Below are 13,108 nucleotides of genomic sequence, written 5' to 3'. Positions count from 1 at the left end.
TTCCCATGACCGATCCCGTACGCAACCCGCCTGACGACAGCACCCTGGTGCGAGTTCGCGGCCTGACGACGGTACTCAATGGCAAGACCATTTTCGACAAGCTCGATCTGGACATTCCGCGCGGCAAGGTCACTGCCATCATGGGACCCAGCGGCACCGGCAAAACGACCCTGCTCAAGCACATCACCGGGCAGATGACGCCGGATGCCGGACAGATCCTGGTGGACGGCCAGGACGTGCCGAAACTGTCGCGTGAGGCGCTGTACAAGCTACGCGAGGGGATCGGCTACCTGTTTCAGAACTCGGCCCTGCTGACCGATTTCAGCGTGTTCGAGAACGTGGCCTTTCCGCTGCGCCAGCACACTCAGCTGCCGGAAGTGCTGATTCGCAACGTGGTGCTGCTGAAACTGCAGGCGGTCGGCCTGCGCGGTGCCGCACAGCTGATGCCGAACGAGCTTTCCGGCGGTATGGCGCGGCGGGTCGCGCTGGCGCGCGCGATCGTGTTCGATCCCATGCTCATTCTTTATGACGAACCGTTCGTGGGACTCGATCCCGTGGCGTTGAACCAAGTGCTGAAATTGATCCGTACGCTCAATGAAACGCTCGGCATCACCAGTGTGCTGGTGGCGCACGAAATCGAGGCGGTGAAGCGGGTGGCGGATCACGTGTTTCTGATCGCCAACGGCAAGGTCGTGGCGCAGGGCGATCCCAAGACCATCGCCAATGACGGCTCGGCGTGGACACGTCAGTTTTTCGGTGGCGACGAGGATGGTCCGGTGCCGTTTCAGTATCCGGCCGGCGACTACGCGCAGGCGCTGGGCTTTTCCGGAGCCGCCAAATGAGCACGCGTCCCGTACCGACCCGCAATGCGTTGACCGGCGCGCTGGCGCAGGTCGGCGGCTGCGGGCTGTTTCTGCTCACCCTGCTGGCGGCGATTCCGCGCAGCTTCCGCTACGTGCGCGAGACGCTGCGCCAGCTGTGGTTCGTCGGCGCTATGAGCTTGACCATCATCATGGTCTGCGGCCTGTTTGTGGGCATGGTCCTGATGCTGCAGCTCTACCACGTGCTGTCGATCTTCGGCGGCACCTCGGCCAGCGGCATGGTGGTGGCGCTGTCGGTGTATCGCGAGTTGGGGCCGGTGGTCACCGCGCTGCTGTTTGCCGGTCGAGCAGGGACGTCGATTACCGCCGAGATCGGCCTGATGCGCGCCACCGATCAGATCGACGCGATGGAGATGATGGCGGTCGATCCGATCGCCTACGTCGGCACGCCGCGCTTCTTGGCTGGGCTGATCGCGATGCCGCTGCTGTGCTGCGTGTTCTGCGCCATGTCGGTGCTCGGCGGCCATCTGGTCGGCGTCACCTGGCTGGGCATCGATAACGGTACGTTCTGGTCGAACATGACCGCGGTGGTGGATCTGCGCACGGACATCGTCAACGGCGTGCTGCTGAAAAGCCTGGCTTTCGGCGCCGTGGTGACGCTGATTGCGGTCTATCAGGGCTTCACCACGCCGCCGACCAGCGAAGGCGTGGCCTACGCCACGACGCGCACCGTGGTGGCCTCGTCGATCGCCATTCTGGCGCTGGACTTCGTCCTCACCGCATTCCTGATGTGATGGCCGCCATGCATCGTTCCGTTTTTTCTCAGCCCCTATTTTTCCATCGTCTATCGAGGATCGTGCCGTGAGCCAACCGAGAAATTCCTATGCCGTCGGCACCGGCCTGTTCATCGTGCTGGGTTTTGCCGCGCTGGTGTATCTGGCGACCCAGACCACCTCTGTCGCGAATACGCACCAGGGCGCCAGTTATATCGTCGACACTCATTTCGCCAACATCGGCCAGCTGAAAGAGCGCGCGCCGGTAAAGATCGCCGGCGTGCGCGTCGGCCAGGTGCAGTCGATCACCCTGGCGCCCGGCGCCGAGGTGGCCGACGTGAAGCTGGCCATCGACAAGAACTACGACAAGATTCCGCTCGATTCGGTCGCGACCATCTTTACCAGCGGCCTGCTGGGCGATCAGTACGTCGGCATCGTCTACGGCACGTCCAAGAAGACGGTGGCCGAAGGTGGCACCCTGGCCCTGACCAAGCCGGCCGAGCAGCTGGAGGACATGCTGGGCAAGTTCTTCGGTGCTGGCGGCATGGCCGACAACCTGGGCGGTACGTATACGGTCACGGCGACCTTCTCGAACGTCGGTACCCTGTCGGCCGGTGCGGCGGTGAAGATGGCCGGCGTGCCGATCGGCAGCGTGCAGTCGGTCGTGGCCGACCCGGTCAAGCTCGATGCCAAGGTGACCCTGGCGATCGACAATCGCTACAACCAGATTCCCGACGATTCCTCGGCGGCCGTGTTCACCAGCGGCTTGATCGGCTCGCAGTTCGTCGCCATCCAGCCGGGCGGTTCACCGGATGCACTCAAGAACGGTGATGAAATGGTGCTGACCCAGTCGGCCATGCAGCTGGAGGATTTAATCGGCAAATTCCTGGTCAATGGTTCCTCGTCCACCGACAAAAAAGACGCCGGCAACGGCAAACCCGGCGACAAGTCGTCGGATACACCTTCCCCCACTACCCCCGCCGGCAAGCAGTAATCCGGTCATTGTCCAAGGAGTTTTCCATGTTGCGCAGACTGGCTCTCGCCACCGCTATTGCTATGGGCACCCTCGTTGCCAGCCCGTCGTTTGCTCAGGATCCGGCGCCGGCCGCCGCGTCCGCCACGCAGACGCCCGAGCAGATCATTCAATCCATTGCCGACCAGCTGGCCACCGCCATCGACGGCCATCGCGACGAGTTGAAGCAGAATCAGGACAAGCTGATCAGCATCATCGATGAAGTGCTGCTGCCGCACTTCGACATCGACTACGCGTCGATCCTGGTGCTGGGACAGCACGCCCGCGAAGCGACGCCGGCCCAGCGCGAGCGTTTCGCCAAGGCGTTTTACAACTCGATCACCCATCGCTATGCCGAGGGTCTGCTCGACTACACGCGCGGACGCGTCAAGGTGCTGCCGTTCAGCGGCGACCTCAACGACAAGCGCACTGTAGTGCGCACCCAGGTGGTGATGGACGACGGTAAGCTGGTGTCGATCGACTACGCGTTCCGCAAGAGCCGTTCCGGCGACTGGAAGGCCTACGACGTGATCATCGAAGGCATCTCCTATGTCACCAACTACCGCAATCAGGTCGATGCGGAAATTCGCAAGAGCGGCATCGATGCGTTGATCACCAATCTTGAAACCAAGGGTGGTCAGGCGCTGGACTCGATGGCGAAGGACACCAAGGGCGGCCAGTGACCATCGTTGCCGACCGCGGTTTCGAGGTGACGACAAAGACGCCGGGTGTGCTCGGCGTCTCGGGTCTGCTCAACTTCAATACGGCGGCGGCAGCCACCGAAGCCATCGAGGCGGCGTTGGCGGATCGCTCCATCGCCCAGCTCGATCTGTCCGGTGTGTCGCATGCCGACAGCGCCGGCCTTTCCTGCCTGGTGACCGTGATGGCGAAGGCGGCAAGCAAGGGACGGCAGCTGAAAATCGTGCATATGCCCGGCGGGCTGCAGGCGCTGGCCAAGGTCTCCGAGGTTGATCACCTGATCGGTTAGTTCGGTAAGTTGCACGCACAAAAAAGGGGCTGTGGCCCCTTTTTTGTGCGTCGTATTCGGGTGTCGCCGACTTACTGGCTGCCCTTGTTGGTCTGCCCCGGATGGCTGTTTTCCCACTTGTGCTGCTGATCGAGCAATTCGTCTGGATCGAAATTCTTGTCATCCAGCCCCTGCATATGCTGGATCGCGCTGTCCGGCGGGTTACCGTCGTAGATGTCGTAAAGCCGCTGCTGGCGGTATGCATCGCGCAGAAACACGTACGGGTCGTAGGCCGAGTTGAGGAAGCTCTCCGCATCGATGGCACGGGCGCGCAGATTGACCAGATAGATCACCTGCGGCAGGTACTGCAAGCCGTGATAGTGATAATTCGACGAGAAGTAGCTCAGCGGATCAAGGAAGTAGCTGTCCACCGGGATGCGCCAGATGTCGCGGCCCGTGCTCGGACCGAACAACGGCAGCATCAGGTAATCGCCTTCCGGAAAGCCCCAGCGGGCCAGCGTGATGCCGAAGTCGCTGTTGTCCAGCGGAATGCCGAACTGGCTGGCCGGATCGAAGAAGCCGACGAAACCGATCGTCAGATTGACCACAAACCGCCCGGTGCTCTGCGCCGCCTGCTTGGGGCGCGCCTGCAGCAGGTCATTGACTACCGTGATCGGCATGCGGATATTGGTAAAGAAGTTCGTCACGCCCTTGCGCACGGGTGCGTTGGTTACCTTGCGATAGCCAATAGCCACGGGGCGGATGATCGCCTTGTCGAGCGAGTCATTGAATTTGTAGACCTTGCGGTTGTACTTCTCCAGCGGGTCATCGGTGCGCGGTGGGGCGATGGTGGCGCAGCCAGCCAGCATCACGATCGCAAGCAGCAACAGCCAGCGACTCAGGGAGAGGGATCGGGGCATGGAAGGCATCGTTGCAGAGGGTTCGCGGGGAGGGAGGCGGGATAATTGTACTGACTGGTTTTATATCTTGCACGACTTTCAGTGTGCTTTCAGCCTGATAAAGCTTATGTGCAGGCAGCCGGCCATCATACGCGCAGGCCGCATTGCCAGCAAAGCGCCCGCTGGCTACACTACTGGGCCGCATAAGTCATTTATTTTTTGAGGATTTCGCATGGCACGTATCACCGTTGAAGACTGCCTCGAGGTGGTCAACAACCGTTTCGAGCTGGTGCTTATGGCTACCAAGCGCGCGCGCCAGCTGGAAAAGGGCGCCGAGCCTGCGGTCAATCCCGAGCAGGACAAGCCGACCGTGCTGGCCCTGCGTGAGATCGCCGAACGCCGCATCGATCAGAACATGATCGACCAGATCGACACCGCCGAACGCGAGCGTGCCGAGCGCGAGGCGCTGGAATGGGCCGCCGCCGAAGTCGACGACGATCTTTCCAAGGGCGGCGACGATTGATGGACGCCGGCTGTCGACAGCGTTCTTGGCGCACCGTCTTTTCCGGTGGATCGAAACCTGCGCGTGCAGCCGTTCGTGTTTTGTCCATTAGCGTTTCTCGTGTTGCCGAGGTAGGCGCCTGAGACGGCGCCGACTCCCATGACAGCGGCCACGCATCCTGGTTCGGTCGACTTGTCGGTATTGCCTCCCTATGTGTTGGCATTGAAAGAGCGGGTCGCCTATCTGTCCGAAGCGCAGATCGCCAAGGTCATCCGGGCTTTTGAAGTGGGCGCCGACGCGCATGCCGGGCAGGAGCGCAAAAGCGGCGAGCCCTATATCACTCACCCGGTCGCGGTGGCCGGCATCCTGGCCGAACTGGGGCTCGATGCCGAAACCATTATTGCGGCCATCCTGCACGACACGCTGGAAGACACGACGCTGAGCCGCGAGGCCTTGGCCGGCGAATTCGGCGAGGTGGTGGCCGAGCTGGTCGATGGCGTGACCAAGCTGGACAAGATGCGGTTCGGTACGCGCCAGGAAGCCGATGCCGAAAGTTTTCGCAAGATGCTGTTGGCGATGGCGCGCGATCTGCGCGTGATCCTGATCAAGCTGGCAGATCGCCTGCACAATATGCGCACGCTGGGCGCCAAAGACCCTGCCTCGCGCCGCCGCATTGCCCGCGAAACGCTGGAAATCTACGCGCCCATCGCGCAGCGCCTGGGTATGAACAAGTTCAAGGCCGAGCTGCAGGATCTTGGCTTTCGCGCGCTGTACCCGGATCGGTACCGCGTCATCAGCGAGCGTATCCGCGCCGCCATCGGCAATCGCCGCGAGGCGATGGGCAAGATCGAAACGGCGCTGGCGAGCCGCCTGAGCGCCGAGCATATGCAGAGCGATGTGGTGGGGCGGATCAAGTCGCCGTGGAGCATCTATTCGAAGATGCGCGAGGAGCACAAGAGCTTCGCCCAGCTGATGGACGTCTATGGTTTTCGCGTGATCGTCGACAGTGCGATGAGCTGCTACATGGCGCTCGGCGCGGTGCATGCCCTGTACAAACCGGTCGATCGGCGCTTCAAGGATTTCATCGCGATTCCCAAGGCCAACGGCTACCAGTCGCTGCATACCGTGCTGCTCGGCCCGTTCGGTGCGCCGATCGAGGTACAGATACGCACTGCTGAAATGAACTCGGTGGCCGAGCGCGGCGTGGCGGCCCATTGGGCCTACAAAACCGACAGCGGTCCGGCCAACAGCGCGCAGGCGCGTGCGCGCGAGTGGCTTTCGTCCTTGGCCGACAGTTCGGCCAACACGTCGTCCTCGGCGGAATTCATCGAGGCGGTGAAGATCGATCTGTTTCCGGACGAGGTTTATCTGTTCACCCCGCGCGGCGACATTCTCTCGCTGCCGCGCAACGCGACCGCGCTGGATTTCGCCTACGCCGTGCATACCGACGTCGGCGATCATGCGGTGGCCGCGCGCGTGGACAAGAAGCTGCTGCCGCTGCGCACGCGGTTGGCGTCGGGACAGCTGGTGGAAATCATCACGGCGCCTTCCGCGATGCCGAATCCGGCCTGGCTCGAATCCGTGGTGACCGGCAAAGCCCGCACGGCGATTCGGCAGTACCTGAAAAACCTGCAGCACGAAGACGCAGTGGACTTCGGCCATCGCATGCTCGATCGCGCGCTCGATGCGCAGGGCAGCAGCCTGGATGGCGTGCCGACGGCGGTGCTGGAACGATTTCTCGAGGCCTCGAAGTTCAGCCGTCTGGAGGAGCTGTTGTCCGACATCGCGCTGGGCAATCGTATGCCCGACGTGGTCGCCACCCAACTGCTGGCCTCGCGCGGCAAGCGCCTCGACGGCACGCCGCACACGTCGCAGAATGCGCACGAAAAAATTCGCATTACCGGCGCCGAGCGCGGCGTACTGAGTTTCGCCAACTGCTGCCATCCGCTGCCCGGCGATGACATCGTGGGTTATCTGTCCTCGGGCAAGGGCATCGTCGTGCACCGTGAGGAATGCCCGAACGTGATCGAGCTGCGCAAGTCGCCGGAGCGCTGCGTGCCGATCGAATGGGACCGCGATGTGCAGGGCGATTTTCGCGCGCAGTTGCGTATCGAAGTCATCAACCGTCCCGGCGTGCTGGCCACGGTGGCGGCCGCCATCGCAGCGGCGGATTCGAATATCGACAACGTCGAATACGTCGAGCGCGACGCCGCTGCCGCGACGCTGTTGTTTTCGATGGAAGTGAAGAGCCGCAAGCATCTGGCGGAGGTGATTCGTCGCGTGCGGCGCACCGGCGTGATCAGCGGTGCACATCGCTATCCGTTGTAAGGCGCAAGCGTTCTTTTTATGACGATTCCCTGAGGCGGCTTGCCAAACGTGCGCGGCGTCTTATGCTCGTCCCGTTTCCCGCCAGACCACCTCGGGTGGTTCCCCGCTCCCCGTTTCCAAGGAAAATCATGTCCCGCATCATCATCGCTACCGAGCTGGCGCCCGCCGCTATCGGCCCGTATTCGCAGGCCGTGCGCGCCGGCAACACTGTGTATTTTTCCGGCCAGATTCCGCTTGATCCGGCCACCGGCGCGTTGGTCGAAGGCGATATCGCCGAGCAGACTCGGCGAGTGTTCGACAATTTGACCGCGGTTGCGCAAGCGGCGGGTGGCTCGTTGGCGCAGATCGTTCGCGTCGGTATCTACGTCACCGATCTGGCCAACTTCGCTACCGTCAATGCGGTGATGGCCGAATACTTTCAGTCGCCGTATCCCGCACGATCGACCATCGAGGTTTCCGCCTTGCCGAAGGCGGCGCAGGTCGAAGTGGATGCGGTGATGGTGCTGGACTGATCTTCGTGCGCGGCGCGTGCCGACAGGGCGCGTCGGCCTAGCCCGCAACGTCAGGCTTACAGCAACTGGCGTGGCTCGGTTAGGCTTGGCGACCATGAGCGCGCGCACCCCTCGACCTTCACCAACGGCCAATGCTGACCCGGGTCTTGCGCCGGTAAGCACGCTGAGCGGCGTCGGCCCCGCGCTGATCGTGACGCTGGCGAAGCTGGGTTTGGAGCGCCTGCAGGATCTCTGGTTTCATCTACCGCTGCGCTACGAGGACAAGACGCGCGTCACGGCCATCGCCGATCTGCGTGTGGGCGAGCGCGCGCAGGTCGAGGGGGTGATCGAGGCGGTGGAGCGAGGCTTTCGCTTTCGCCCGCAGCTGAAAGTCGCCATCGGCGATGTCAGCGGCCAGACCCTGACGCTGCGTTTTTTTCATTTCAACCGCGCGCAGGCCGAGCAGCTGAAAGTCGGCGCGCGCGTGCTTTGCTTCGGCGAGGTTCGTCACGCGGCGCAGGGTCTGGAGATGGTGCATCCGACCTATCAGCGCCTGAGCGGCGATGAGCTGGCTGCGGTCGACGAATTGCTGAGTCCCGTGTATCCCACCACCGAAGGCCTCGGTACGAAGCGGCTCGCCGGTGTGATCGCCAAATCGTTGGCGCTGCTGCCGCCCGCCGCGCAGTTGGAACTGATTTCGCCGGAACTCTGCGCCGAGCACGGGCTCACGTCACTGCGCGATGCACTGCTTTACGTACACCGGCCGCCGCCGGACGCGAACCTGGCCCAGCTGACGCTCGGCCGTCATCCCGCGCAGCAGCGGCTGGCCTTCGAGGAATTGCTGACCCAGCACTTGAGCCTCAAGCGCATGCGCGCCGCCGTACGCCGTCGCCGCGCGCCCGCGCTTGGCGGCGACGGAAACTTGCGCGCGCAGTTGCTGGAGGAGCTGCCGTTTGCGCTGACAAGCGCACAACAGCGCGTGACGGCCGAAGTGGTGCGCGATCTCACGCAGCGCAAGCCGATGCTGCGGCTGGTGCAAGGCGATGTGGGCAGCGGCAAGACCGTCGTGGCTGCGCTGGCCGCATTGACAGCGATCGAGGCGGGCCAGCAGGTGGCGCTGATGGCGCCGACCGAATTGCTGGCCGAGCAGCATCTACGCAATTTTCGGCACTGGCTGCAGCCGCTGGGTATCGCCGTGGAATGGCTGGTCGGCAAACAGCAGGGCAAGGCGCGGCAGCAGGCGATGCAGCGCATTGCCGACGGTGCCTCGATGGCGATCGGCACCCATGCGCTGATGCAGGAAGGCGTGACGTTTTCTCGGCTCGGCCTGGTCATCGTCGACGAGCAGCATCGCTTCGGCGTGCAGCAGCGTCTCGCGCTGCGCGACAAGGGGGCCGATCACGTCAGCGGTCTGGTGCCGCATCAGCTGGTGCTTACCGCTACGCCGATTCCGCGCACGCTGGCGATGAGCGCTTATGCCGATCTGGACGTATCGTCGATCGACGAACTGCCGCCGGGCCGCACGCCGGTGCAGACCATCGCGATCTCCAGTGCGCGGCGCTTCGACGTGATCGAGCGCATCCACGCGGCATGCGGCGAGGGCCGGCAGGTCTATTGGGTGTGCACGCTGATCGAGGAATCCGAGCAGCTGCGTGCGCAGGCGGCGGAGGTGGCGCATGCGGAGCTGTCGTCGGCGCTGACCGGTTTCAATGTGGGCCTTATCCACGGCCGGATGAAGCCGAAGGAAAAACAGGCGGCGATGGATGCGTTCAAGGCCGGCGAACTGTCCGTACTGGTGGCGACTACCGTGATTGAAGTGGGCGTCGACGTGCCCAACGCCAGCCTGATGGTGATCGAGAACAGCGAGCGGCTGGGCCTGGCGCAGCTGCATCAGCTGCGCGGTCGGGTAGGGCGCGGCGCGGTGGCGTCCAACTGTGTGCTGCTGTACCAGCCTCCGCTCGGCCAGCTGGCGCGCGAGCGGCTGCAGGTGATGCGTGAAACCAACGACGGGTTTCGTATTGCCGAAAAGGATCTGGAGCTGCGTGGCCCTGGCGAAGTGCTCGGCACGCGTCAGACCGGGCAGCTCAGCTTCCGCATTGCCGATCTGGCTCGAGACGCGCACCTGCTGCCGGCCGTGCAGCAGGTCGGCGAGCGCATGCTGGCCGAGCACCCGGTGCAGACTGAGCAATTGATTGAACGGTGGATCGGCGGCGCCGCACGGTACGTGCATGCTTGAGGTCAGGGAGCGGGGAGGAGGGAAGATGAAAAGCGTCGGCTCTTGTTCCCTGTTCCCCGTTCCCCGCTCCAATTAAGCTATTCGGCCCCTTCCTGACTTTGCCTATCCGATGACCCGACCTCAGCTCCTTATCGATACCGACCCCGGCGTAGACGATGCGCTCGCCATTTTGATGGCGCACGCGCATGCCGACGTCGCGGGCCTGAGCATCGCGGCGGGCAACGTCGGTCTGGGCCATACGGTGCGCAACGCGCGCACGCTGGTCGATTTGCTGGGTGTCGCGACACCGATCTTTGCCGGCTGTGCCACGCCGCTGGTGCGCGCGCCGGATGAAGATGCCGCCTTCGTGCACGGTCAGGACGGCTTTGGCGACGTGGGATTCCCGGCGCCGCGCGCGGCGCTGACGGACGAAGCGGCCGCGCTGGCGCTGCTGCGGCTGACCCACGAGCGCCCCGGCCAGCTGACCCTGGTCGCACTGGCGCCGCTGACCAATCTTGCGCTGGCCCTGCGCATCGATCCCTGCCTGCCCGAGCGCGTGGCGCGGCTGGTGATCATGGGCGGTGCGGTTACGGGCCATGGCAATACCGGCAACGTGCCGGCCGAGTTCAATATCGGCTTCGACCCGGAGGCTGCGCACGTGGTGTTCGAGGCGTTTCCGCAGTTCGAGCTGGTGGACTGGGAGGCCACGTTGCGGCATGCGTTCGACGATGCCGAGTTCGAGGGCTGGCTCAAGCAGGGCGACGAGCGCGCCGGGTTTTACGACAGCATCGCCGGCACCGCGCGTGCCTACAACGCGCAACATGGGCGACGCGGGGTGATTGCCGCCGACGCGCTGGCGATGGCCGTAGCGATCGATCCATCCATCGTCACGCGCAGCGAAAAGCGCGCCGTAGCGGTCGAACTCGACGGTCGGTTGACCCGCGGCGCCACCGTCGTCGATTGGGCCAAGCGCCTGGGCCGGCCGGCCAACGCCGATATCGTGCTGGAGGTCGATCAGGCGCGTTTTGCCGCCATGGTTCGCCGCGCGCTGGGTGCGCAAGACTGAGTCGAGTCCGCGAGGGTTGCGGTGGCCGGCAAACGGCGGTTACAATGCCGCTCTTATTTCCATCGCTTTCGAGTCTGTCATGAAGCCTGATATCCATCCGAACAACAAAGCGGTCGTTTTCCAGGACCTGTCGTCCGACTTCGCGTTTCTGACCAAGTCGACCATGTCCAGCAAGGAAACCATCAAGTGGGAAGACGGTAACGAGTACCCGCTGATCAAGGTGGATATCTCCAGCCATTCGCATCCGTTCTACACCGGCAAGCAGAAGACGCTCGACGTCGGCGGCCGTGTGGACAAGTTCCGTCGCCGCTATGCAGGCGCGACCAAAGAATAATTCGCGGTCGGGCCACTCCACTGATGGCCTTGCAGAGTCGAATCGAGATACGGGGTGAGCGCCAGCTTGCCCCGTATTTTTTTGTGCCGATGGCTTGTCCATTCGCGATCGAATGTTCACAAGGCCTTATGCGATAATTCATGGCGAACAGCGCTTCGGTGCTCGCTTTGCCGCATGCACGTCCCCGTATGCAACGACCAAGCATTCCCCTCGCCGACCGGCAGCGCCCGCACGGGTGAACCCGGTGGTGATCCACATGTAAGGAGATTCCCGTGTCCGATACCAAGATCGTCAAGCTGGTCGATGAGTCCACCCAGCGCAGTAGTGAGCTGCCATTGATCAGCGGTACGCTGGGGCCTGCGTGTATCGATATCGGCACGCTGTACAAAGACACCGGTCACTTCACTTACGACCCGGGCTACGGCAGCACCGCCAGCACCAAGAGCGCCATTACCTATATCGACGGCGACGAAGGCGTGCTGCTTTATCGCGGCTACCCGATCGAGCAGCTGGCGGAAAAATCCAGCTTCCTCGAAGTGTCGTACCTGCTGCTCAACGGCGAGCTGCCGACCAAGCCGCAGTTCGACGCTTTTGACCACGAGATCACGCATCACACGATGATGCACGAGTCGCAGAAGAACTTCTTTCAGGGTTTCCATCACGACGCCCACCCGATGGCGATGCTGGCCGCTTCGGTGGCGTCGCTTTCCGCGTTCTACCACGACGATCTGAACGTCGACGATCCGGCCGACCGCCAGCTGGCGGCCATCCGCCTGATCGCCAAAATGCCGACCATCGCGGCGTCGTGCTACCGCTATTCGATCGGCTGGCCGGCGCGCTATCCGCGCAACAACCTCGCCTACGTCGACCGCTTCCTGCACATGATGTTCGAAGTCCCGAGCGAGCCGCTGGAGATGAGCCCGGTGGCGGCCAAGGCGCTGGACCTGCTGTTTATCCTGCATGCCGATCACGAGCAGAATGCCTCGACGTCGACGGTACGTCTGGTTGGCTCCACCGGCGCGAATCCTTATGCGTCGATCGCCGCGGGTATCACGGCGCTTTGGGGCCCGGCACACGGCGGCGCCAACGAGGCGGTGCTCAAGCAGCTGAAGGAAATCGGCACGCCGGATCAGGTCGAAAAGGCCGTGCTGCGCGCGAAGGACAAGAACGACAGCTTCCGCCTGATGGGCTTTGGCCACCGCGTCTACAAGAACTTCGATCCGCGCGCCAAGATCATCCGCGAGATGTGCCACAAGGTGTTGGAAGAACTCGGCGTCAACGACCCGCTGCTCGACGTGGCCATGAAGCTGGAAGAGGCGGCGCTAAAGGACGATTACTTCGTCGAGCGCAAGCTTTACCCAAATGTCGATTTCTACTCCGGCATCATCTACAAGGCGCTGGGCATTCCGACCGAGATGTTCACCGTGATGTTCGCCATTGCGCGCACCTCGGGCTGGATCGCGCACTGGATCGAGCAGCATGAAACGCCGGGATCGCGCATCGGCCGCCCGCGCCAGATCTACACCGGCGCGGATGTCCGCGACTACGTGCCGGAAGCGAAGCGCTAAGCGCTTTACTTCGTTGAAAAAAAGCCCGGGTTCGCCCGTAATGCTGTTCACTTAAGCATTGCATCGTAGCCAAGGCGTCCCAAGAATCCGGCCTTCACCTGTTGAAGGCCGGATTTTTTTGTGTCCCTGCAA

13 protein-coding genes are annotated in these 13,108 nt (G+C 63.1%); 12 read left to right on the top strand and 1 reads right to left on the bottom strand.

The annotated features are described in order from the left end of the window. The first annotated feature begins 5 nt into the window (after window positions 1-5). From HDE76_RS14150 to HDE76_RS14130, 5 genes are all read left to right on the top strand, one after another. Window positions 6-842: an ATP-binding cassette domain-containing protein gene (locus tag HDE76_RS14150; protein ID WP_184508534.1), complete on the top strand. Its 837-nt coding sequence runs from the start codon at window positions 6-8 to the stop codon at window positions 840-842. Then, on the top strand, window positions 839-1,615 hold the full coding sequence (gene mlaE / locus HDE76_RS14145; protein ID WP_179482619.1) for a lipid asymmetry maintenance ABC transporter permease subunit MlaE: 777 nt from the start codon (window positions 839-841) through the stop codon (window positions 1,613-1,615). The genes HDE76_RS14150 and mlaE overlap by 4 nt, the downstream gene beginning before the upstream one ends. Before the next feature lie 67 nt (window positions 1,616-1,682). Next, window positions 1,683-2,588, top strand: a complete 906-nt coding sequence (gene mlaD / locus HDE76_RS14140; RefSeq protein WP_179482621.1) for an outer membrane lipid asymmetry maintenance protein MlaD — start codon at window positions 1,683-1,685, stop codon at window positions 2,586-2,588. Window positions 2,589-2,614: 26 nt separating this feature from the next. Next, a complete protein-coding gene (locus HDE76_RS14135) occupies window positions 2,615-3,289 on the top strand; it encodes an ABC transporter substrate-binding protein (protein WP_179482623.1) in 675 nt (224 codons plus the stop codon). Continuing rightward, window positions 3,286-3,594, top strand: coding sequence for an STAS domain-containing protein (locus HDE76_RS14130; RefSeq protein WP_343205715.1), 309 nt, complete (start codon window positions 3,286-3,288; stop codon window positions 3,592-3,594). The genes HDE76_RS14135 and HDE76_RS14130 overlap by 4 nt, the downstream gene beginning before the upstream one ends. A gap of 71 nt (window positions 3,595-3,665) precedes the next feature. Here the strand turns inward: HDE76_RS14130 and HDE76_RS14125 are convergent, their stop codons facing one another. After that, the gene (locus HDE76_RS14125; RefSeq protein ID WP_179482625.1) at window positions 3,666-4,502 is read right to left on the bottom strand and encodes a VacJ family lipoprotein; all 837 of its coding nucleotides are present in this window, start codon (window positions 4,500-4,502) and stop codon (window positions 3,666-3,668) included. A 202-nt stretch (window positions 4,503-4,704) separates the two neighbouring features. Here HDE76_RS14125 and rpoZ point away from each other — a divergent pair, with 202 nt between their 5' ends. From rpoZ to HDE76_RS14090, 7 genes are all read left to right on the top strand, one after another. Beyond that, window positions 4,705-4,995 (top strand): DNA-directed RNA polymerase subunit omega, encoded by a 291-nt coding sequence (rpoZ, locus tag HDE76_RS14120; RefSeq protein ID WP_179482627.1) that lies wholly within the window; start codon window positions 4,705-4,707, stop codon window positions 4,993-4,995. 138 nt (window positions 4,996-5,133) lie between these two features. Next, window positions 5,134-7,302 carry a bifunctional (p)ppGpp synthetase/guanosine-3',5'-bis(diphosphate) 3'-pyrophosphohydrolase gene (locus HDE76_RS14115; protein ID WP_184508530.1) on the top strand — a complete coding sequence of 723 codons (2,169 nt, stop codon included), beginning with the start codon at window positions 5,134-5,136 and terminating at the stop codon, window positions 7,300-7,302. 128 nt (window positions 7,303-7,430) lie between these two features. Continuing rightward, complete coding sequence (locus HDE76_RS14110; RefSeq protein ID WP_179482631.1) at window positions 7,431-7,814, top strand: RidA family protein; 384 nt, start codon at window positions 7,431-7,433, stop codon at window positions 7,812-7,814. 94 nt (window positions 7,815-7,908) lie between these two features. Beyond that, window positions 7,909-10,029, top strand: a complete 2,121-nt coding sequence (gene recG, locus HDE76_RS14105) for an ATP-dependent DNA helicase RecG (protein ID WP_179482633.1) — start codon at window positions 7,909-7,911, stop codon at window positions 10,027-10,029. A 109-nt stretch (window positions 10,030-10,138) separates the two neighbouring features. Then, a complete protein-coding gene (locus tag HDE76_RS14100) occupies window positions 10,139-11,074 on the top strand; it encodes a nucleoside hydrolase (protein WP_179482635.1) in 936 nt (311 codons plus the stop codon). A gap of 79 nt (window positions 11,075-11,153) precedes the next feature. After that, a complete protein-coding gene (locus HDE76_RS14095) occupies window positions 11,154-11,408 on the top strand; it encodes a type B 50S ribosomal protein L31 (protein WP_179482637.1) in 255 nt (84 codons plus the stop codon). 272 nt (window positions 11,409-11,680) lie between these two features. Next, on the top strand, window positions 11,681-12,976 hold the full coding sequence (locus HDE76_RS14090) for a citrate synthase (RefSeq protein ID WP_179482639.1): 1,296 nt from the start codon (window positions 11,681-11,683) through the stop codon (window positions 12,974-12,976). Window positions 12,977-13,108: the final 132 nt, after the last annotated feature.

This window comes from Rhodanobacter sp. ANJX3, assembly GCF_014200755.1.
In the GTDB taxonomy this organism is placed as follows: Bacteria; Pseudomonadota; Gammaproteobacteria; order Xanthomonadales; family Rhodanobacteraceae; genus Rhodanobacter.
The sequence above is the reverse complement of the archived record's forward strand: the minus strand, read 5'-3'. Positions and strand labels throughout refer to the sequence as shown.